Here is a 20,610-nt window from a genome sequence, read left to right as displayed (position 1 = left end):
GCCTGATCACCCACCCCAAGACCGGGGTGCTCATCAAGACCGACCCCACCACCTACCGTCCCACCGCCGAGACCGAACGCCACGTCATCGCCCGCGACGCGACCTGCGCCTTCCCTTCCTGCCAGATGCCCGCCCACCGCTGCGACCTCGACCACATCCAACCCTTCAACCACCAGGACCCGAAAGCGGGCGGGCCGACGGAACCGGACAACCTCATGCCCCTGTGCCGACGCCACCACCTCCTCAAACACCGCGCCGGATGGGAAGTGGAACGCAACCCGGGTACCGGCGAAGTCCACTGGACGGCACCGACCGGCCACACCTACACCAACCCACCCCACACCCCCACCACCTAACCCCCGGCAGCAGCAGCGGGCTCACCGGGCCAGCCCCTCCGCCACCGCGCGGAGGGGCCCACACCCATGCCCAAAATCACGAGACCACCCACACCGCGCCAACCAACCCCCAGGCACCGCACGGCAGTCGGGTCAGCAACGGGCACTAAAGGCTCCTGGCGGAGGTGTGGCTTCTCCATGCCTTCACAGCACCCCGAGCCAGGTCGTCAGCGACACCCGGAGCCCAGTCGTGAAACCCAGCCCGTCCACCGGGGAGACCCGGACCGAAAACTGCGACGCCCCGCCCTCCAGGCCGACCAACCGCGTGCCCCCCTGACCGGGCACCGGGCACCGGGCACCGGGCACCGGGCACCGGGCACCGGGCACCGGGCACCGGGCACCGGGCACCGGGCACCGGGCACCGGGCACCCGAACCGACCCCGGCGGCATAAGGCCCCGGATAGACGACCGACCACGGGCCAACCCCCGGCACGGATGCCGTAACCCCAGCCGCAGCGACACCCGCCGGACCGCGACGCACCCGCCACCACCACCGCGCCGCCCACCCGGCGCCCGAACCCCAACCCACCCACCGGCGTCACAGGCAAGCGGCGCAGCAATTCCCAGCAGGGCGGCTACGGTCAACGACCCGCAACGCACCTGTCGTCGCCAGTACCCAACAGCCACCAACGCGGCCGGGCCACCACGGCGAGCACCGCCGGTGCACAGCCGCCACCCACCGTGCATCCGGCACGGCGCGGCGCGGCGCAGCGCGGCACGGCACGGCGCGGCACGGCACGGCACGGCACGGCGCGGCACGGCACGGCACGGCACGGCACGGCACGGCGCAGCAACGCTGCGCCTCCCTCGGGCCTTCGGCCCCGCGCCGCCCTCCTCCCCACCTTCTGCTTCTCGCTCCCACCCCCGCGCTGCGCTCACTCTGCGCTGCTCGCACTCCCCCACCCCTTCGTTGAAGACAATTCTGCAAAAATAATTTTGCAGAGTCCTCAACCGCCGCTAGTCTCACCTCCCATGGCCCACGAAGAGCGCGAACGCGTCCTCGACCCGGAGCAGGACTCCGCGGCTTTGAAAGCCCTCACCCACCCTCTGCGCATCCGGCTGCTCGGGATGCTGCGGCAGGACGGGCCCGCCACCGCTACCGAACTGTCCGGCAGGACTCGGGAATCGTCCGCGTCCACCAGCTATCACCTGCGAGTTCTGGCCAAGTACGGATTCGTGGCCGAGGCCGAACACCGCGACGGCCGCGAGCGTCGCTGGCGGGCGGTGCACGCCGTCACGTCCTGGAACAACGCAGCAGTCAGCGCCTCCCCCGAGCACCGGGCCTTCCTCGACGTGGTGCGCAGAGCACAGATCGAGCACTTGGAGCGCTCTCTCGTCCGGCACCACGAGGATCTGGCAGCAGCACGACTCGGCCCGGAGTGGCGGAAGCCATCCGGCATCTCCGACCTCGTCCTGCGCCTGACGCCCGAATCCCTCGGGCAACTCCTTGAGCACTTCGCACGGCACGCCGAAGAACTCGCCGCCGGTGACGCGTCCGATCCACGCGCCGAGCCAGTCGTGCTCTTCACCGCCGGCCTACCCGTCGCCGCCCGCGACGGCGAAGTCGGTGCGGGACATCCCGAGTCCGCCGCGCGGGCGGAGACGCGATCGGGCGCGGGCACAGGCGCGAACGCGAACGCGGGCGCAGACACCAACACAGGCACAGACGCACAGCAGGGTCCACGGTCGAGCGCCGAGCCAGGCGCGAAGGCGGCCGTATCGGCGAGTCCCGGCCGGAGCAGCGCTCACCCCCGCGCCCCTGCCGACGCCGGCAGCCCGGCCCACGCCGACACGGACACTGGCAGCCAGGCCCGAGCCCATGCCCGCACTCACACCGACACCAGCACCAGCACCAGCACCAGCACCGGTACCGACACCGGTACCGACACCGACACCGGCACCGGCTCGAGCGCCGGTATCTCATGAACCGGACTCTCACTCCCCGAAGCGCCCGCCGTCGGTTCGCTGCCGTCAACTTTCTGTTCTGGCTGCCGGTTGGGCTCTACATCCCCTCTCAAGTCCTGCTGCTCGGTGAGCGCGGCATGGGGCTTCCGGCGATCGCCGCGCTCTTCGCCGTGCACTCCCTCACCGTCGCCGCGCTGGAACTGCCGACCGGGGGTCTGTCCGACGTCATCGGCCGCCGCACCGTTCTGGCCGCCGCCGGCGTGCTCAGCGTCGCCACCCTCATCCTGCTGGCCCTGGGTACGAGCCTCTGGGTACTCACCCTCGCCATGGTTCTCATGGGTTCCGGCCGGGCCCTGTCCAGCGGGCCAGCGGAGGCCTGGTACGTCGACACCGTGCAGGCCCATTCCGGCCCCGGCGCCGAGCTGCGCACCGGTCTGGCCCGTGGCAATACGGCATCCGCCGCCGCGCTTGCCGTCGGCACTCTCGTCGGCGGTGCGCTGCCCTGGCTCCTGCACGGTCCGGCTTCGCGGCTCGGTGACCGGCTGTACGCCGCGACCGACGGTTCGGTGCTGCCGCTCTCCGTGCCGGCGCTGCTCGGCGCGGCGGTCGGGCTGGTCTTCGTGACGTACGCGCTGACCGCTCTTCCGGAGCCGCCCCGGCCGCCGGCCACACTGCGCGGTGCGCTGCGGGGGGTTCCGGCGACAGTCCTGGACGGGCTCCGGCTGGGATCCCGGGACGGTTTGGTGCGCCGGGTACTGCTCACGGCCGCGGCGGCCGGAACGGCCCTGGCCACGATTGAGCTCCTGGCCCCCGGACGCGCTTCCGCGCTCACCGGTGCCGCCGAGTCGGGAGCGCTGCTCTTCGCGTCGCTCGCCTGTGCGGGCTTTCTCTGCACGGCTCTGGGCAGCCACTGCGCACCGTCGGCTGCCCGGTTGACGGGGAGTGGCGAGCGGGCGGTTCTGGTGAGTCTCGCCGTGAGCGCCACGGGTCTGGCGCTGCTCGGTGCGACCCTGCTGTGGGCGGGGACGACCGCCCTTGTGTTCGCCGCCCTCGGCTATGCCCTGGTCTACTTCGGGCTCGGCTCGGCGGGGCCGAACGAGAACGATCTGCTGCACCGCCGGGTGGGCAGCGCGGGCCGGGCCACCGCGTTGTCCACACAGTCCCTGGCGCTGCAATTGGCCGGCGCCTTGGCGGGTCTCCTCGCGGGTGTGCTCCCGGCCGGACCGCTGCCCTGGCTCTTCGCGGCCCTCGTCCTGCTGGTGGGAGCAGCGCTGTGGGCTCGCCCCGCGCCGCTGCCGACAGGGTGTGCCGGATCCGCGGGGTCTGCGGGATCGGCTGGGCAAACCGACTGGGCGGAGCCTGCGAGGTCGGTGGAGCCGGTGAGGCCGGCGGCGGTTGACGCATCACGGGCCGAGCCGGCCCCGGTGGTGCACCGCTCCGGAGCGGACCGGTCGCCCACACCCGGCCGGCCCGTCCCACCCTGACTCCTCCCACCGGCGGGCCGGCTGTCCCTTCAGCAGCCCGGGCGCCCTCCAGCGGGCAGGCACGACAAGGCAGGGCGCCTCGATCCGGCCGGCCGGTCAGCCGATCGGCAAGTTCGCCGGCCGGCCTGCCGGTCCGTTGGCCGGGCGGCCGGCCGGTGCGGGACGAACCGCCGGACGGACCACAGAGGGAACCACCGGCGGGGCTCCCGGAGAGAGCCCCGCCGGGCCCGCCCCGGAGGGCGGTTACGAGCCTGCCGGAGGGCCATCGGGAGACCCCGGGATCGGCCCGTCACCCATCGGGTTGAGCAGGTCCGCCCGGCCCTCGAAGGCGTGGAGCAACAGGTCGGCCATCGTGAAGGTGCCCCTCCGCCGCGCCGGCAGGCTCGGACGCCAGCGGCGGTCCCGGACGATGGAGTGGCGGCTGCCCTCCATGGCCCGGTGGAAGACCTCCGCCACCAGATTGCCGCCCACGCCCGTCAGCCGCCCCGGCTGCTTCGGGTTCACCTCGGCCTCGCGGAGGACGTAGAACCACAGCGGAGTGTGGGCCACCAGTTCCTCCCGTTCGGCGTCCGTGAGCCCGTCGAGCGGGGCGCCCCCGTTGCCGGTGAGGATCTGCTCGTCGGTCAGCGGGTCGAGCCCCATCTCCTTGGCCAGTTGCGGGCCGGTCGCCAGCTCGACCATGGCGGCGCGGGTGAGGTTGCGGAAGGCCAGGTTGAGGTGGATGGGGTCGGGGGCCGGCCCCCCGTCGCGGCCGCCGAAGGTGCCGGTCGGGAGGGTGGCCAGCGGATCGACGAGTACGGTGTCGATCCGGCGGGTGAGGTTGAACTCGGCCGCCGGTACGGTGAGATCGGACCTCCCCGCCTCACCGAAGTCGTACAGCCGCCGGAAGTCGGCGATCCAGTTGCTGGGCAGCCGGAGGTTGTCCCCGGCCTCCGGGTCGTTCAGGTCCGAGAGGTCGTCCGGTCCGGGGCTGAGGTTGCCCGAGGTGCCGCTGAAGCGGAACATCAGGCCGAGGGTGCCGATGCCGCCCGGTCCGGTGTTGCCGTTGAAGACCCGGTTCCACTGATACGCGCCGCGGATCATGCTGTGGCCGAGCCGGTACGCGGCGACGGAGAACTCGACCGGCATGGTCGGCCGGTCGCCGTGCCGCATACCGGGGAAGGGGCCGGGCCGACCCGCAGGCACTTCGAAGAAGCGCCGGCCCTCGGTGAAGACGCTCTCGACGATCTCCTCGTCGACGATCCTCGGCAGGAAGTCGGTGCGCAGCATCCACTGGTAGTGCTTGACGACCAGTTCGCGAGCCTCCGGGAACAGCCGGCCCGGCGGGAGGCCCCGGCGCTTGAGGTCGGCGTGGACGCGGTTGTGGAGGCGGATGAAGGCGAGATGGGTCTGGGCGACGATCAGGTTCTCGTCGTTGCGCGGGTCGGGGATGAGCGGCGCGCGCCGGTCGGCCCTGGTGCCGCCGGCGGATTCACCCGCCCTGGGCAGGTCGAAGCCGGGCTGGTCGGTGTTGGCGGGTTCGAAGTCCGCGGGGAAGGGCACACCGAGGGCGGTTCCGGTCCTGAGCCGGCCGTCACGCTCGTAGAAGGCCCGGGAGCCGGGGTGGCCCGGGCCGAGGCCGTACACGGAGTCCAGGTCGAGCGCGGGCGAGCGGCCCTGCTCGAGTTCCTCGACGGGCAGGTTCTCGCCGAGGTCGATCCGGGTGGCGTCCATCGTCAGATCGTGGTCGACGAACTGGCCGAGGTAGGTGTATCCGGCCGGGATGCCCGGGTCCGAGTCCTGGTCGACCGTGCCGGAGGCCGTCATGGCCAGGGCGAGCTTGGTACGTAACTCCTCGCTGATCTGCTGCCCCTTCTCGCGGCTGAGCCGGGAGAAACGGAAGCGGGACTCCCGCTCCTCGGCGGTGGCGGGCCGCGCGGTGGGCCTCCCGGCCGAGGTCTCCAGTACGCGGCCGTCACCGCCCTCGTTGACGATGAAGTAGCTCTCGCGGTGGTGGCGCGGGTGCGGGCTCCGGCGCGGGCTCCGTGTACCCCGGCGCCGGTCCTGCCGCCGCCCGTCCCCGGTGTGGTCCTGCTCCTGGTGCTGTTCCCGGTCCTGCTGCCGGGCCTGCTCCTGATGCCGGTCCCGGTGCTGCTCTTGGTGCTGCATGAGTCGTTCCCCCGTATCTCGGCCCGTTCGGGGCGGACAGCCGCGGCTTCGGACGGCGCCCGTCCGGGCGTCCGCAGTCCACTGACCGCCGGGCGGCTTACGCCCGGACGGCCGCGCGGCCGGTTCCGCCGGAAGGGACGATCGGTGTCCTCTGTCGGCGGGAGTTGCTCCCCTTGTCCTGGGAGACCTCACCGGGGGGAGGAATGGTTGACTGCCACTTTTGGGCGGATAGATCCGGGCTGGTCGCGGTGGCACGGGCCGCCAGAACGGGACGTTCCGGATCCGCGCGCCCCCGCGCGGTGCGGCCCCGCGCGGCCCTGCACGGCCCGTGCGACCCGCGCGAGACCCCCTGCCCGCGCCCCGGACGGGAGACGCGGGCAGTGATCGCGGCGGACATCCGGGACGCCGACGCCCTACTTGCTGTGTGCGATCTGGATCAGGTTGCCGCAGGTGTCGTCCAGAACGGCAGTGGTGATCGGACCCATGTCGAGGGGTTCCTGGGTGAAGTGCACCCCGAGTTCGCGCAGCCGGGCGAACTCCGCACGCACGTCGTCCACGGCGAAGGATGCGGCCGGGATGCCGTCCTGGACCAGCGCCGTCTTGTACGGCTGCACCGCGGGATGACCTGAGGGCTCAAGCACCAGTTCGGTCCCGTCGGGATCTTCCGGTGAGACCACGGTCAGCCACCGGTGCTCGCCCATCGGGACGTCGTGCTTCTTCACGAAGCCCAGCGCGTCCGTGTAGAAGCGCAGGGCCTTCTCCTGGTCGTCGACGAAGACGCTGGTCAGATGAATCCTCATGGGGTGCTCTCCGGTTCGTCGGGCCTGAGCCACCGGGTCACGATGTGCTCAAGGGGTTCGGTGTTCAGGTCGTGGAACTTGTAGCGGCCCTGGCGGCGCGTGATGACCAGACCCGCGGATTCGAGCACAGCCAGATGCTGGCTGATCGCCTGGCGGGACAGACCCAGGCCGTGCTTGGTCACCAGCCGGGTGCATATCTCGAACAACGTCTGGCCGTCCCGTTCCGCCAGCTCGTCGAGGATGCGGCGACGGGTCGGATCGGCCAGCGCCTTGAAGACATCCTCAGCCATGACCGACACCATAGGCAAGTATCCACTTGCCTATCAAGGGCGAGGGCTTCGAGAGGGCATTCTCGAGTTGGGTGCCGGCCAGTCGCCGGGCCGTGGTGGGATGCTGTCCGCCCTCTCTCTTCGCGCCGGAGAAGGGCATGAACGGCCCCGCCGGGACCGGCCTCGTCGGGACCGGCCTCGTCGACAACCCGGGACAACCCGGGCCCCATCGTCGGCGTTCGGGGGCCGGGCCGCGCCGCGCCGCTGGCCTCAGCCTCAGTCTCGGTCTCAGCCTTGGTCGAGGGCCCGGCCTCAGCCCTGACCTCAGGCGCGTGCCCCCGACCGCGACGCGCCCTCGGGCCTCGGCCTTGACCTCAACCACGGTTCACCTACAACGCTTTGGCGCATGGAGATCACGAACAGCGGCACCATTCTCTTCCGCAACACCATGCGCATCACCGACGGCCACCTCGACGGCTTCCGGCACGCCATCGCACGGGCGGTGGCCTTCGCGCGGGAGAACGGCCCTCAGCTCATGGTGGAAGTCTTCATCGACGAGGAGCGGATGCTGGCGCACAGCTTCCAGCTCTACCGCGACTCCGAAGCCATCCGCGCCCACTGGCGGCTGTCGGACCCCTACATCCGCGAGGTGATGGAGCACTGCACCGTGCAGCGCTTCGAGGCATTCGGCGAACCGGACCACGACGTCGTGGCGGCCCTCAGGGCCCCCGACGGCGCGTCCTTCCCCGTCACCGTCTCGCCCCGTCTCGCAGGGTTCAGCCGTTTGGGGACGTCCGAAGAGGGAGCGTCACCCTCTGACGTCGCCTGAGCGAAGAGACCCGCCCTGACGCCCGGACGGCGAAACGGGCCGGGAGGCCCGGGCGCGGGCCAGGTGTGTACCGCGTTCGAGGAAGACCATCCGCGCCCGCTTCTCCGGCAGTTCGATCTCGGGGCCGAGTTCGAAGCCCGTGCGCAGCAAGCGTTCGATGGCTTTCGCGTTCCGGGCGTCGGGCTCGGCGACGATCCTTGTGCGGTGCGGGTCCTCCGCCAGCAGGTGGTCGAGGAAGACGGAGAGGAGGGTTTCGGTGAAGCCGGGTTCGGGGGCACCGTCGGCGGGACCGATCATCAGGTGGAGGCCGAAATCCCCGGGCTGCACGTCGTAGCACTCGCCCACCGGGTCGGCGGAGGGGTCGTAGGTCTGGAAGAGCGCCGCCGGCCGGCCGTCCCGGTGGATCAGATAGGCGTGGTGGGTGGGGAGGGAATCGAGGAACTCGTAGATCTCGCGGACCTGTTCGCGCGAATGCTCACGCATGCCCCAGAAGCGGGCGCGGTCCCGGGTGACCCAGTCGTGGAGGAGATCCGTGTCGCGGGCGGGATCGACCGGCACGACGCGGACGGTCCCGAAGCCGTCGACGTGCGTTTCGTGGACAGGGGCGCGGGGAGGGGTGGCCATGGCCCGGGCGCCGGCTCCGGCCCCGGTCTCCACCCCGGCCTTGATCCGGGTGCCGGCCCCGGCCTCGGCCTCAGTGGTGATGGGGGTGCCGCCCCCGGCGTTGGTCCGGCTGCTGCCCGCGGCCTCTGCCCCGGCTTGGGCTCCGGCATCAGTCTCGGCTCCGACGGAGTCCGGGGCGGGGACGGGGGCGGCGGCACCGGCCTCCGGCGCGTCGGTCCGGGCTGTGGCTGCGGGGTCACGGAAGTCGTCGGGGAGCATGCCTCTCCTGGGTCGGCTGTGAGGTGGGCGGCGGAGTGACGGTGGACGGTTTCCTGACCGGGTCAGTGACGGGATGAGAGTCGGTGGTGAGGGCACCGCCCATCGCATCCTGAACGCCTGCCGACTCCGGAACGCCTGCCGGCTTCGGGCCGGTCGCGTCCGGAGCGGTGGTCTTCAGAACCGTGGTTCCCGGGCCGGTGGTCCCCGGAGCCGTGGTTCCCGGAACGGCGCTCTCCGGAGCCGTGGTTCTTGTACCGGCCCCGTTCGGACCGGTGGTCTCCGGAGTGAGCCGGCTCCAGTCGGTGACCACGGGGACGAGATCGCCCCGTATCCAGAGCGGCAGTTGGTCTCTGTGGTGCGGATGGCCCGGTAGCCCGGACGCGCCCAGGGGTACGACCCACCGGCTGTCCTCGCGGCGGGCCAGGTCCCACACGAAACGGGCGGCCGAGGCTCTGGCGCTGTGGTGGGTGAGACCGGGCACGCTGGAGGTGGCCAGCACGCAGTCGTGGTCACCGGAGAGTCCGGGCCAGGAGCGGGGAGGCGCGTCCGGCGCCGCCGGTACGGACACGGCTGCCGTGTCCGGGCCGGCTTGTCCGCCCGGCTCGGGCTTCTCCTGCCCACGCGGTGCCCCGGCCTCCGGCTCCGGCTCCGGCTCCGGCTCCGGCTCCGGCTCCGGCTCCGGCTCCGGCAAAGCCTGCCACGGGGCCAGGCGGTGCAGGTCTCCCCACCGCCGTGGCGGGCCGGCCGCTGCGGCCTCCTCCGCTGCCGTCTCCTCGACGGCCCGCCGTACGGCCTCGGCCCGGTCCGTCTCCGGTATCCGGTCCACCGTCAGCAGGGTCTCCAGGGCGAAGGCCACCCGGGGTACCAGGGCCAGCCAGGGCTGGAACACCTCCGGGTGGGGCGGAGGCACGGCAAGCGGCGCGAGAGCGGGATGCTCAGCCAGCCGCCGGACGACTCGTGCCCGTACGGTGGCGAACGTCGCCGCGTCGGCGCTGTCCGCGTCCATGTGGCGGTCCCAGCGCAGCAGCCGGTCCCGCAGCTCCACGCCCGCACGGCTCAACCGGCGGGCGGCGGACGCGACGCCGGGCCGGGCCTCCGGCGCAACAGGCCCCGCCGCGCGGTCGAGGGTCGCGAGGAGCCGCAACAGCGGTTCGGCGGACGCCAGTCGGGTGTCCTGGTGGATCGCTGCCATGTCCGCGGCGGACCAGGAGGCCGACCGGTCCAGCAGGTGGCTGATGCGCTCGGCCCGGTGCGGCGGCGCGAACTCCACACCGAGCGGGCTCGCGATCCCCCGCTGGTTCGCCATGACCGCAGGTCCCCGCACGGTCTCCCGTGGCATCGGGTGGTGCCAGCCCTGCCATGCGCGGCCGGCCTCCCACGCCGGTACGACGCGCATCCGGTTCTCGTGGTGGCGCAGCGGTACGGCGCCGGCCACGCGGTGCAGCGTGCCGCCGGCGGTGTCGGCCGCGTGGACGACGTTCACCGGCTCGACCCACCGGTCCAGCGCCCGGTCGACGTCGGCGACGCTCTTGGCCCGCAACAACGCGGGCAGTACGGAGAACCCGAGGTCCGCACGCACGCGGGGCGGGTAACGCAGGCTGATGGCATACGAGTCGCCACCCGCCCGGGCGCGTCCGTCCGCGCCCTCCCCGGGCACCGGACCGTCTCCGGCCCCACCGGCCGGCACTGACGCAGACTCGGGCTCAGGGACCGGCTCAGGCGCCGACTCAGGCGCCGACTCAGGCGCCGACTCAGGCGCCGGCTCCGGATCGGGTACCGGATCGGGTACCGGCACAGCCACTGGCACGAGACCGGAAACCGGCGCGGGCACAGGCACAGACACAGACACAGGCACAGACGGGATGATCACCGGCCCGCGCTCCGTCTCCAGGATCTCGACCCGCACCGGATCGGCGCCCGCCACCTCGATGGTCTCGACATGGCGGCTCACCGGCCGCCAGCCGTCCGGACCGAGCGCCTCGACCGTGCCGGAGGCGCCCGCCTCACCGGCGCAGCCCGCGCCGTCCGCATCGCCCGCACCGCCCGCGCCGTCCACATCACCCGCACAGTCCGCACAGTCCGCACAGTCCACACCGTCCGTGCCTTCCGCACCGCCTCGCCCGCCGCCGCGCCGGAGTCGTTCGGCGTACAGGTCCTGGTAGTCCGCCATGGCATTGGTGATCGACCAGGCGACGTGACCGGTGTGGCCGAAGTGGGCGATGCCCGGGACGCCCGGTACGGCCAGCCCGATGACGTCGAACTCCGGGCAGGCCAGCCGGATCTGCTGATAGACGCCCGGGGCCTCGATGAAGCGGTGCGGGTCTCCGGCAAGGACGGCCGCGCCGGTGGCGGTGCGGTCGCCGGGTACGAGCCAGCCGTTGCTGCCCGACGTTCCGGGCCCGTCGGTGGCGAACAGCCCGGTCCATTCCTCGCCGAGGCGCCGGGCCACCTCCTCGCGCCACAGTTTGGTGGGGAAGCCCGCGAAGAGGATGTGAGTGGACAGCCAGATTCCCAGCGGTGTCCACGGTTCCCAGCGCCCGGGGACGAGCCCGGCCGCGGCGAACTCCGGTGCGTGGGACGCCCCTTCGGCCAGGCCCGCGTTGACGCCGTCGACGTAGGCACGGAGCCACGTCGCGGTGTCCGGGTCCTCCCGGTCCAGGGTGCGCAGGCAGCGTCGGGCGGTGTCGTCCAGCCGGGCCTGCCGGGCGAACCGGTCCCAGCCGACGGCTTCCGGACCCAGGAACGCGGCCGTGGTGCCCCGGGACCGGTGCCGTTCCACCTCGATCTGCCAGGCCCGGTCCAGGGCGGCGTTGTGCCCCTGGGCGAAGGCGAGTTCGATCGCGCTGTCCGCCCGGAGATGCGGGATCCCCCAGGCGTCGCGGTAGACCCTCATGTCCGGTTTCCTCTCCTGCGGCCGTCATCGGGCGGGCCGGGTACGTCGGGCGCGGCGGGTGCGGCCGGTGCGGTCCGTGCGGCGGGTACGGCCGGTGGGGCGGGAGCTGGTGCGGCGGGTACGGCCGGTGCCGGGGACACAGCCGGGGCGGCGCCGGGCGCGGCACGGCGCAGCAGGTACCCCGCCACGCAGCCGCCCAGGAGCACGGCCGCCGCGCCCGCCAGTTGGCCCGTCTCCAGGCCGGAGGCGAAAGCCGAGGTGATCCGGTCCCGCTCCGCCTCGCCGGCGGCACGGCCCAGGGCCTCGGGGAGCGAATCGGCACCGGCCGCCGGAGCGGGCAGCAGACCGCTGAACCGGGAGGCGAGGACGGCGCCGAGGACGGCGACGCCGAGCCCCGCTCCCAGTTCGGCCAGGGTGCTGTTGACCCCGGCGCCCGCACCGGCCTTCTCCTTCGGGATGGACCCCATGACGGCCTCGGCGATGGCGGGGTTGGCGAAGGCGCAGCCGACTCCCATCAGCACCAGGCCGAGCAGCAGCCCCCCGTATCCCCCGCCGCCCACCAGGGCCACCACCACGAATCCGGCCGCCAGCACGGCCATTCCGCCGGTGATGACCGCCGGCAGGCCGAAGCCGCGGATGAGCCGGGCCGAGACGCCGGTGAAGTTCAGCGCCACCACGGTCAGCGCGAACGGCGCGATGGCCAGCCCCGCCTCCAGCGGAGTGCCGCCGCGGACGAACTGGAGCTGCTGGGTGAGCAGGTAGAGCGCTCCCCCGCTGCCGAAGGTGATGAGGACGACGCCCGTCACGGCGCCCGTGAAGCGGCGGTTCCGGAACAGCCGGGGGTCCAGCATGGGGTGCGGGACACGGCGTTCCCAGGCGGCGAAGAGGGCGAGCGCGGTCAGGCCCAGCAGCGCGGGGAGGACGACCTGCCCGGAGGTCCAGCCGTGCTCCGGTCCGGTGATCACCGCGTACACCAGTGCCGTCATGCCGGCGACGGACAGGGCGGCGCCCGGCAGGTCGGGGCGGCCGGCGGCCGGATCGCGGCTCTCCGGGACGAGGACCGCCACGGCGCCCAGGGCGAGCAGCACCACGGGGATGTTGACCAGGAAGATGGCGCCCCACCAGTAGTGGCTGAGCACCAGGCCGCCGACGACCGGTCCGGCGGCGAAGCCGAGCGCGTTGACGGCGGCCCAGATGCCGATGGCCTTGGGGCGTTCCGCCGCGTCGAAGATCTGCAGGACGACGGCGAGCGTGGTGGTGAGCAGCAGGGCCGCGCCCACGCCCATGCCCGCCCGCGCGGCGATCAGCTGCCCGGCGGATCCGGCGAGTCCGGCGGCGAGGGAGCCGGCGCCGAACAGGAGGAGCCCGGCGAGCAGCATCCGTTTGCGTCCGTAGCGGTCGGCGGTGGCGCCCGCGGTGAGCAGCAGCCCGGCCTGGACCAGCGCGTAGGCGTTGATCACCCATTGGATGTCGGCGGTGGAGGCGCCGAGCTCCGCCGTGAGGGCCGGGATCGCCACGTTGAGCACGGTGTTGTCCAGGACAACGACCAGCTCGGCGAGGCAGATGACGCCGAGGATCAGCCACCGGGCGGGGTGGCCGGGGCCGGGCTCCGGGGCCGGCTCCGGGCCCGGGCCGGGCGGCGGTTCCGTGCCCGTGCTCGCCCGCGCGTCCGTGCGCGTGCCCAGGTCCGGGCCCGTGCCCCTTCCCGTCCCCGTGCCGGCCGCGGTCACGCCCGGTCCTCCGCCGGGGCCGCGAGGGCCGGAACAGCCCGGTCCGGGGCGTCACGGTGCGCCGGGGCATGGTCGGCGATCGGGTTCCGCAGGGTGCCGGCCAGTTGCAGGGCGCCGGAGGGGTCCTGGAGGTCGACCATCTGCCGGTTGTTGCGCAGTTGGAGCCGGTTCAGGCAGGACAGGGCGAACTCGCCGGCGAAGATGTCGTAGCGCGCGAAGCGGTCGGCGAGTTCGGGCACGGACTCCTGGTAGGCGGTGACGGTCTCGGCGACCGTGCGCCAGAACGCGTCCTCGTCGATGACGTCCTCCACCGCCAGCACGGCCCCCAGATGGCGCAGGAAGCAGTCGAAGACGTCGGTGAGGATGGACAGCAGTTTCATGTCCTCCGGCACCTCGGCACGGACGCGTTCGACCTCGGGCGGCAGCTCCGCCTCGGGGTTCATGACGACGATCTCCTCGGCGATGTCCTTGAAGACCACCCGGGCGACGGCGTCGTCCTCCAGGACGAGGATGACGTTCTCGCCGTGCGGCATGTACGCCAGGTCGTGGGCGTAGAAGCTGTGCAGCAGCGGGGTGAGGTAGGCGTCGAGATAGCGGCGCAGCCAGACCTCGGCGGTGAGGCCGGAGCGCTCGATGAGGGCGGCGGTGAGGGAGCGGCCGTCGCGGTCGGTGTGGAGGAGGGCGGCCATGGTGGCGAGGCGCTGTCCGGGGCGCAGGCCGGGGACGGGGCTCTCGCGCCAGAGGGCGGCGAGCATCTTGCGGTACGGGGAGTGCTTGTCGGTGGCGGCCTCGTAGCCGCGGTGGCGGTAGCCGATGGCGGCGCGTTCGCGGATGACGGTGAGGCCGGTGCGGCGGAGGACGGGGTCGCGGGCGATGAGGTCCGCGAGCCAGTCGTTGATGGCCGGGGTGGCCTCCATGTAGGCGGCGGACAGGCCGCGCATGAAGCCCATGTTGAGCACGGAGAGGGCTGTCTTGACGTAGTGCCGGGCCGGGTCGCTGGTGTTGAAGAAGGTGCGGATGGACTGCTGGGCGAGGTACTCGTCCTCGCCGGGGCCGAGGCAGACGAGGCGCCGCTCGGCCAGCTCGGCGGCGAAGGTGACGGACAGTTTGTTCCACCACTGCCAGGGGTGGACGGGTATGAGCAGGTAGTCGGCGGGGTCGAGGCCGAGACCGGTGAGCGTGGCGGTGAAGCGGGCGAGGAGGTCCTCGCCGAGTTCGGCGCGGAGCAGGGTGTCGTAGTCGGTGTCGGCGGAGCAGGTGAAGGTGGTGTGGTCGCGGTGGGCGGCCAGCCACAGCAGCCGGACGGGGGCGGCGGCCTCGGGCGCGTAGGCGTGGTAGTCGTGGATGCCGAAGCCGAGGCGGCCGTTGTTGGCGACGAAGCAGGGGTGTCCCTCGGTCATGCCGGTCTCGATGGCCTGGAAGCCGGCGGCGGCCAGTCCGGCGGCGCCGGCGGAGGGTTTGGCGAGCTTGTAGGCGGTGCCGGAGAGGGTGGAGCCGATCTCCTCCAGGTAGACGGGGAGGATGTCGTCGGCGATGCCGAGGGTGGCGCGGAGTTCGGTGAAGAAGGCGAGCCCGTCGAGCGGGAGTTCGGGGCCGGGGGCGCCGTCGGCGGCGTGCGCCTCCCCGGGACCGACGCGGTGGCGGGTGATGCTGCCGGGGTCGATGTGCCAGTGGTCGAGCCGCATCCGCCGGGCGGCGAAGCGGTACTCGACGGTGCCGTCGTCGCCGGTGACGCGGTAGCGGCCGTCGGGCAGCGGGGCCGGGTCGAGCAGGCGCTCGTGGGAGAACTCGGCGAGGGCCTTGCGGATCAGCAGCCGGACGGCGGTCTGCCAGTGTTCGGGGGTGAGGTGGGCGACGGCCTCGTGGGGGGCGGTGGTGCTCATGTGGCTGCTCCTCGTACGGCTGCTGCGAACCGGTCGCGGGTGCAGACGCTCAGCAGGGCGTCCTTCTCCGGTTTGGCGATGGTGGTGACGGTCTCGAAGCCGACGGCGGCGTTCAGCCGGTGGACGGCGGTGTTGCGGACGTCCGGCTCGACGACGACCCGTCGCGCCGCCGGGTCGTCGAACAGCATCGCCATGACGGTGGTGATCACGGCGAGGGTGAGGCCGTGCACGGGAGTCGCGGGGGTGCCGCCGGTCGCGGTGAGGGGCGCGGTGAGGAAGTGCATGCCGACGTCACCGGGCCGCGCGTCGTAGAGCCCGGCGAGTTCCACGTGCGCGGGGTCGTAGCGCTCGACGAGGAAGGCGGGCCGGCCCCGGTGGAGGCCGAGGAAGGCGTCGTGGTGCGGGTGGGCCGCGATGCGCTCGTACTCCTCGGCCACGTCCTTCTCGTCCGCGTCCCCCATCAGCCAGAAGGCGGCCTTGGGGTCCGTCACCCAGCGGTGCAGCAGGGCGGCGTCGGCGTGCGGGTCGAGGGGGACGACGGCGAACTCGCCGAGCCGGGGGTCCTCGCGGCGGAACACGGGGGCGCGGGAGCCGGGGCCGTGGGCCGGGGCGGCGCTCATGCCGGGCTCCCCTCGGGGGCGGAGAAGTCCTGGAAGGTGAAGGACTTCTCGACCGGGTAGACCTCGCGGCCGAGGACGTCCCGGATGATGCAGGAGTTGCGGTACGGGCCCATGCCCAGGTCGGGCGAGGTGACGCTGTGCGCGTGGACGGCGCCGTTCTGCAGGAACACGCCGCGGCCGTCGAGGTCGACGCTGTAGTCGCGGGCCGGGTCGAGGCGTCCGCGGCTGTCGAAGCGCAGCCGGTCGCGGATGCCGTCGAGGAAGGCGGGGAGCCGGTAGCCGTAGCCGGTGGCGAGGATCAATCCTTCGGTGGTGAGCGAGAACGCGCGGTCCTGTTCCCGCTGGTGGAGCCCGAGGGTGTAGGTGCCGGTGGACTCGTCGTACGCGGCGTCGGTGAGCGCCGTGTTGCTGATGAGCCGGGTCGGGACGGGGCCTGCGGCGCTCTTCTCGTAGAGCAGGTCGTAGATGGCGTTGATGAGATCGGAGTTGATGCCCTTGTAGAGCGGCTTCTGCTCCTCCGCCAGCCGGTGGCGGGTGTCCTCGGGGAGGGCGTGGAAGTAGTCCACGTACTCGGGGGAAGTCATCTCCAGGGTGAGCTTGGTGTATTCGAGCGGGAAGAAGCGCGGGGAGCGGGTGATCCAGTCGAGCCGGTAGCCGTGGGTGCCGGTCTCGGAGAGCAGTTCGTGGTAGATCTCGGCGGCGCTCTGGCCGCTGCCGACGATCGTGATGCTCCGCTTGGCCTGGAGCGCCTCCTTGTGCTCCAGATAGCGGGAGTTGTGGAGGACATCGCCGCCGAGGCCTTCGCACACCTCGGGGACGTACGGCGAGGTGCCGGTGCCGAGGACGAGGTGGCGGGCCCGGTGCTCGGTGCGTTCGCCGGTGGCGGCGCGGACGGCGTGGACGGTGTAGAGGCCGTCGGTCTCGTCGTACGTCACCGAGGTGACCTCGTGGCCGAAGCGGAGGGTGCCGAGGCGGGCCGCGGCCCAGCGGCAGTAGGCGTCGTACTCCGAGCGCAGCGGGTAGAAGTTCTCCCGGATGTAGAAGGGGTAGAGCCGGCCGGTCTCCTTCAGGTAGCAGAGGAAGGAGTAGGGCGAGGCGGGGTCGGCCATGGTCACGAGGTCGGCCATGAACGGGGTCTGTAGATGCGTGCCGGGCAGCATCATGCCGGGGTGCCAGGAGAATTCGGGGCGGCTCTCCAGGAAGAGGGCGTCCAGGTCGGCGACGGGTTCGGTGAGGCAGGCCAGGCCGAGGTTGAAGGGGCCCAGGCCGATGCCGATGAGGTCGTGCGGGGCGGAACGGGCCCGGTCGGCGGGTGTTCCGGCCGCGGTCGTGGTGGCGGGCGCGCTGTTGGTGTCGGACACGTCGGTCTCCGTGGAGGGTGAGGACTGGAGGTCTGGAAGTCTGGCGGGCCGGCGGACGGGCTGAGGGCTGCGGCCGGAGCCGTGATCGGGGCCGCGACCGGGGCCGGGCCGCGACCGGGGCTGTTCCGGCTGCCGCGGCTGGGCTGTCGCTCCGGCCCGGCGGGTGACGGCTGTCAGACGGCCGGCGAACCGGCGGCGCGGCCGGCCGCTGCCGCCGCTCGTTCCGGGGCGGCGGCGTGGTCGTCGGCGTGGGCGGCGACGAGGTCGAGCACGGCGCGGATGTCGTCGAGCGTGGTGCGCGGGTTGAGCAGGGTGAATTTGAGGTGGTGCCGGCCGTCGACGACCGTTCCGGCGACCAGGGCCTCACCGGAGGCCGCCAGGGCCTCGCGGGCGTGCAGATTGGCCAGGTCGGCCCGGCGCCGGCCGGCCTCGGTGTGCTCGCCGCCGGCCGGTACGTACCGGAAGACCAGGGTGGACAGGGACGGCTGGGTGACGACCTCGAAGCGCGGGTCGGCGTCCAGCACCCGCCAGGCCGCGGCGGCGAGATCGACGACCTCGTCGAAGAGCCGTCCCACCGCGTCGGCGCCCATGATGCGCAGCGTCAGCCACATTTTGAGGGCGTCGAACCGCCGCGTGGTCTGCAGGCTCTTGTCGACCTGGTTCGGGATGCGCCGCTCCGCGCTGCGGGCCGGGTTGAGGTAGTCCGCGTAGTAGGTGGCGTGGCGCAGCGTGGCGCCGTCGCGGACCAGGAGGGCACTCGAACTGACCGGCTGGAAGAAGGACTTGTGGTAATCGACGGTGACGGACGAGGCCCGTTCGATGCCGTCGAGCAGATGGCGGCGGGTCGGGGAGACCAGGAGGCCGCAGCCGTAGGCGGCGTCCACGTGCATCCAGATGCCGGCGCCCTCGCAGAGTGCGGCGATGGCGGGGAGCGGGTCGATGGAACCGAAGTCGGTGGTTCCGGCGGTGGCGACCACGGCCATGACGGTCAGGTCGGCAGCCGAGCAGCGGTCGATCTCGCGGGCGAGGAGGTCGGCGCGCATCCGCCGGTCGCGGTCGGAGGGCACGGGGATGACGGATTCGGGGGCCAGGCCGAGGAGTTTGGCACTTTTCTGGACGGAGAAGTGGCTGTCCTCGGAGGTGAGGATGCGCAGCCGCGGCAGCAGCTCGGCGAGTGGTGCCGGGGCGGGGAGGTTCTTCCGGAGCATCCGGCAGCTCTCCTCCCGGGCCAGCAGCAGGGCCTGGAGGTTGGACTGGGTGCCGCCGCTGGTGAAGATGCCGTCGGCGGCGCGGCCGAGGCCGATGCGGCCGGCGGTCCAGTCGATGACGTGACGTTCCATCAGGGTGCCGCCGGCGCTCTGGTCCCAGGTGTCCAGGGAGGAGTTGACGGCGGAGAGGACGGCCTCGCCGAGGAGGGCGGGGAGCACCACCGGGCAGTTGAGGTGGGCGAGGTAGCGGGGGTGGTGGAAGTAGACCGCGTCGCGCAGGTACACCTCCTCCAGTTCGGCGAGGGCGGCGGCCGGGTCGCCCAAGGGCCGGTCGAGGTCGATCGCGCCGACGCGGGGGGCGAGTTCGTCCGGGGAGACGCCGGTGAAGGGGCGGTCCGTCCGGGCCACCGCGCCGGCGACCATCGCCACGCCGTCGGTGACCAGGCGCCGGTAGTCGTCGGCCGTCTCGTTCCCCAGCAGATGGGAGCGGGGGTCGGTGGGGGCGGCCGGTGCGGCCACGCCGGTCAGGGCGGCGGGGAGAGGTCCCTGAAGACTCACGTGCACGTCCTCCGTCGAGGGGGGCGGGGATAAAGGTTAGCCTAACCTAACCTGACCTGCCCTCACTCCACACCCCGGGCTTTCCCGCCATGCGGTTTCCCGCCACCCCGTCACCCCGTCACCCCGTCACCCCGTCACCCCGTCACCCCGTCACCCGCGGATACCTGCCGCCCGGCCGGAGAATCGGCCGGAGACGCGCTTCACGCCCCCGCGGACCCGGGGGCGTGGACGCGGAGGCGTGGGCGCGGAGGCGTGGGCGCGGAGGCGTGGGCGCGGAGGCGTGGGCGCGGAGGCGTGGGCGCGGAGGCGTGAAGGTGCGGGGAAAACGGGCACGGCCGCCCCGGACACGGAAGAACACCCGGGGCGCGCCCCGGACATGCCTGGCCCCGGCGCGTCCGGGGCGGGGCCGCGGACGGGCCGCGTGCCACCCGGCGGGCCCGCGCCGTGCCGCCGTGCACCGGCACGGCCCGGAACCGGACGGAGCGTCAGTCGAGCTTCTTCGCCCCGTCGATCGCCTCGGCCAGGTTCTCCAGCAGCGGGGCGGCGCCCTGGTAGGAGAAGCGCGGGACCGGGTCCCACTCCACGACCTGGCCGGCCTCGACCGCGTCCAGCTTCTTCCACGTCGGCTTGGACTCCAGGTCCTTCGGCTGCAGCGCGGTGCCGCGGTTGTCGAGGATGATCAGGTCGGCGTCGTACTTGTCGGCGTTCTCCCAGCTCAGGCTCTCGAAGTAACCGCCGCTCTCCTTGACGTCCTTCGGGGTGACGAACTCGACGCCCAGCTCCTCGAAGTACTTCAGGTCGGCGGCGGGGCCCGGGGTGGAGACGTAGAAGTAGTCGGCGCTGCCGGAGGCGGCCATGACCTTCAGCCCGCCGTTGGCCTTCGCGGTCTTCCGCAGCTTCTCGGCGGCCTTCTCGAAGCGGGCCTTGCCCTCGGTGACCTGCTTCGACTTCAGGTCCGCGCCGAGGGATTCGGCCAGTTCGGCGTAGCGCTGGATGGGCTCGGTCAGGGAGACGTTCGCGACCTGCACGGCGGCGCTGGGCGCGACCTTGCCGATCTTGTCCGCGCTCTCCTCGGGAACGTACCAGAGCGAGCCCTTGTCGTACTGGTGGGTGACCAGCAGGTCGGGGTTGAGTGCCGCGTACTTCTCGATGTCGAACTCGCCCCAGGCGTTGCCGAGCACCTCGACCTTCTTCACGTCGAGGTCGCCGGCCTGCGGGTGGGCGGAGCCGTCCTCGAGGGTGGTCTCGCCGAAGACACCCACGATCTTGTCCTTGAGGCCGAAGTCGGCGAGGGCCGCGGCGGTACCGGTGAAGGCGACGATCCGCTGCGGGGTGCTGTCCGCGCTCAGCTTCTTCTTGCGGTCGTCGGTGAAGGACCACGGCTTACCCTTGCCGTCGGCGCCGGACGAGGAGCCGGAGGAGGAGCCGGAGTCGCCGCCGCAGGCCGTCAGGAGAACGCTGAGACCGAGAGCGCCGGTCGCGGCGAGCAGACCGCGACGGGAGGGAGAAGCGGGACGATTCCTGGACATGGTGGTGCCTTTCGTGCAGAGCGGAGGAATGCGGAGAAGGCCGGCGGAGACCGCGGCGGCCGATCAGCAGATGTTAGGTTAACCTAACCAAAGTTTCCGCCCAAGGGTGCGGGTTC

The 20,610-nt window shown here is 72.5% G+C and carries 15 protein-coding genes; 4 read left to right on the top strand and 11 right to left on the bottom strand.

The window, feature by feature from the left end; genetic code table 11:
- The 3 genes from IF83_RS0127415 to IF83_RS0127400 all read left to right on the top strand — a co-directional run.
- Positions 1–356 (top strand): HNH endonuclease signature motif containing protein (locus IF83_RS0127415; protein ID WP_030548700.1); only part of this gene is annotated, 356 nt, incomplete at its 5' end.
- Between the two features lie 1,011 nt (positions 357–1,367).
- Complete coding sequence (locus IF83_RS35515) at positions 1,368–2,321, top strand: ArsR/SmtB family transcription factor (RefSeq protein WP_347877132.1); 954 nt, start codon at positions 1,368–1,370, stop codon at positions 2,319–2,321.
- On the top strand, positions 2,318–3,784 hold the full coding sequence (locus tag IF83_RS0127400; RefSeq protein WP_107046896.1) for an MFS transporter: 1,467 nt from the start codon (positions 2,318–2,320) through the stop codon (positions 3,782–3,784). The genes IF83_RS35515 and IF83_RS0127400 overlap by 4 nt, the downstream gene beginning before the upstream one ends.
- Positions 3,785–4,027: 243 nt before the next feature.
- Here IF83_RS0127400 and IF83_RS0127395 read toward each other — a convergent pair whose 3' ends face one another.
- The 3 genes from IF83_RS0127395 to IF83_RS0127385 all read right to left on the bottom strand — a co-directional run bounded on the left by IF83_RS0127395 (position 4,028) and on the right by IF83_RS0127385 (position 7,022).
- Complete coding sequence (locus IF83_RS0127395; RefSeq protein WP_078843939.1) at positions 4,028–5,932, bottom strand: peroxidase family protein; 1,905 nt, start codon at positions 5,930–5,932, stop codon at positions 4,028–4,030.
- A 413-nt stretch (positions 5,933–6,345) separates the two neighbouring features.
- Positions 6,346–6,732, bottom strand: a complete 387-nt coding sequence (locus IF83_RS0127390) for a VOC family protein (protein ID WP_030548693.1) — start codon at positions 6,730–6,732, stop codon at positions 6,346–6,348.
- Positions 6,729–7,022 (bottom strand): ArsR/SmtB family transcription factor, encoded by a 294-nt coding sequence (locus IF83_RS0127385; RefSeq protein WP_030548691.1) that lies wholly within the window; start codon positions 7,020–7,022, stop codon positions 6,729–6,731. Before IF83_RS0127385 ends, IF83_RS0127390 begins: the two co-directional genes overlap by 4 nt.
- A 385-nt stretch (positions 7,023–7,407) precedes the next feature.
- On the opposite strand from IF83_RS0127385, the gene IF83_RS0127380 reads away from it, so the two are divergent.
- Positions 7,408–7,830, top strand: a complete 423-nt coding sequence (locus IF83_RS0127380) for a hypothetical protein (protein ID WP_030548690.1) — start codon at positions 7,408–7,410, stop codon at positions 7,828–7,830.
- On the opposite strand, the gene IF83_RS35510 is transcribed toward IF83_RS0127380, so the two are convergent.
- From IF83_RS35510 to IF83_RS0127335, 8 genes are all read right to left on the bottom strand, one after another.
- Positions 7,810–8,712, bottom strand: a complete 903-nt coding sequence (locus IF83_RS35510) for a GNAT family N-acetyltransferase (RefSeq protein WP_208605946.1) — start codon at positions 8,710–8,712, stop codon at positions 7,810–7,812. The genes IF83_RS0127380 and IF83_RS35510 overlap by 21 nt on opposite strands.
- Positions 8,690–11,605, bottom strand: coding sequence for a penicillin acylase family protein (locus tag IF83_RS35135; protein WP_078843938.1), 2,916 nt, complete (start codon positions 11,603–11,605; stop codon positions 8,690–8,692). Before IF83_RS35135 ends, IF83_RS35510 begins: the two co-directional genes overlap by 23 nt.
- Positions 11,602–13,290 carry an MFS transporter gene (locus tag IF83_RS0127360; RefSeq protein ID WP_078843944.1) on the bottom strand — a complete coding sequence of 563 codons (1,689 nt, stop codon included), beginning with the start codon at positions 13,288–13,290 and terminating at the stop codon, positions 11,602–11,604. Before IF83_RS0127360 ends, IF83_RS35135 begins: the two co-directional genes overlap by 4 nt.
- A gap of 41 nt (positions 13,291–13,331) precedes the next feature.
- On the bottom strand, positions 13,332–15,218 hold the full coding sequence (locus IF83_RS0127355) for an IucA/IucC family protein (RefSeq protein WP_051723470.1): 1,887 nt from the start codon (positions 15,216–15,218) through the stop codon (positions 13,332–13,334).
- Positions 15,215–15,838: a GNAT family N-acetyltransferase gene (locus tag IF83_RS0127350; protein ID WP_037681660.1), complete on the bottom strand. Its 624-nt coding sequence runs from the start codon at positions 15,836–15,838 to the stop codon at positions 15,215–15,217. Before IF83_RS0127350 ends, IF83_RS0127355 begins: the two co-directional genes overlap by 4 nt.
- On the bottom strand, positions 15,835–17,115 hold the full coding sequence (locus tag IF83_RS0127345; RefSeq protein WP_030548683.1) for a lysine N(6)-hydroxylase/L-ornithine N(5)-oxygenase family protein: 1,281 nt from the start codon (positions 17,113–17,115) through the stop codon (positions 15,835–15,837). Before IF83_RS0127345 ends, IF83_RS0127350 begins: the two co-directional genes overlap by 4 nt.
- Before the next feature lie 257 nt (positions 17,116–17,372).
- Complete coding sequence (locus tag IF83_RS0127340) at positions 17,373–18,926, bottom strand: pyridoxal phosphate-dependent decarboxylase family protein (protein WP_037681668.1); 1,554 nt, start codon at positions 18,924–18,926, stop codon at positions 17,373–17,375.
- A 524-nt stretch (positions 18,927–19,450) separates the two neighbouring features.
- The gene (locus IF83_RS0127335; RefSeq protein WP_030548681.1) at positions 19,451–20,494 is read right to left on the bottom strand and encodes an ABC transporter substrate-binding protein; all 1,044 of its coding nucleotides are present in this window, start codon (positions 20,492–20,494) and stop codon (positions 19,451–19,453) included.
- Positions 20,495–20,610: the final 116 nt, after the last annotated feature.

It is taken from the genome of Streptomyces albus subsp. albus (genome assembly GCF_000719865.1).
Lineage (GTDB): Bacteria > Actinomycetota > Actinomycetes > Streptomycetales > Streptomycetaceae > Streptomyces > Streptomyces albus_E.
Note: the sequence above shows the minus strand (reverse complement) of the source record. Positions and strands in the feature narration are given on the sequence as shown.

Coding starts and splice junctions, on each gene's coding strand:
- IF83_RS35515 (WP_347877132.1), top strand. CDS start 1,368: ATGGCCCACGAAGAGCGCGAACGCGTCCTCGACCCGGAGCAGGACTCC.
- IF83_RS0127400 (WP_107046896.1), top strand. CDS start 2,318: ATGAACCGGACTCTCACTCCCCGAAGCGCCCGCCGTCGGTTCGCTGCC.
- IF83_RS0127395 (WP_078843939.1), bottom strand. CDS start 5,932: ATGCAGCACCAAGAGCAGCACCGGGACCGGCATCAGGAGCAGGCCCGG.
- IF83_RS0127390 (WP_030548693.1), bottom strand. CDS start 6,732: ATGAGGATTCATCTGACCAGCGTCTTCGTCGACGACCAGGAGAAGGCC.
- IF83_RS0127385 (WP_030548691.1), bottom strand. CDS start 7,022: ATGGCTGAGGATGTCTTCAAGGCGCTGGCCGATCCGACCCGTCGCCGC.
- IF83_RS0127380 (WP_030548690.1), top strand. CDS start 7,408: ATGGAGATCACGAACAGCGGCACCATTCTCTTCCGCAACACCATGCGC.
- IF83_RS35510 (WP_208605946.1), bottom strand. CDS start 8,712: ATGCTCCCCGACGACTTCCGTGACCCCGCAGCCACAGCCCGGACCGAC.
- IF83_RS35135 (WP_078843938.1), bottom strand. CDS start 11,605: ATGAGGGTCTACCGCGACGCCTGGGGGATCCCGCATCTCCGGGCGGAC.
- IF83_RS0127355 (WP_051723470.1), bottom strand. CDS start 15,218: ATGAGCACCACCGCCCCCCACGAGGCCGTCGCCCACCTCACCCCCGAA.
- IF83_RS0127350 (WP_037681660.1), bottom strand. CDS start 15,838: ATGAGCGCCGCCCCGGCCCACGGCCCCGGCTCCCGCGCCCCCGTGTTC.
- IF83_RS0127335 (WP_030548681.1), bottom strand. CDS start 20,494: ATGTCCAGGAATCGTCCCGCTTCTCCCTCCCGTCGCGGTCTGCTCGCC.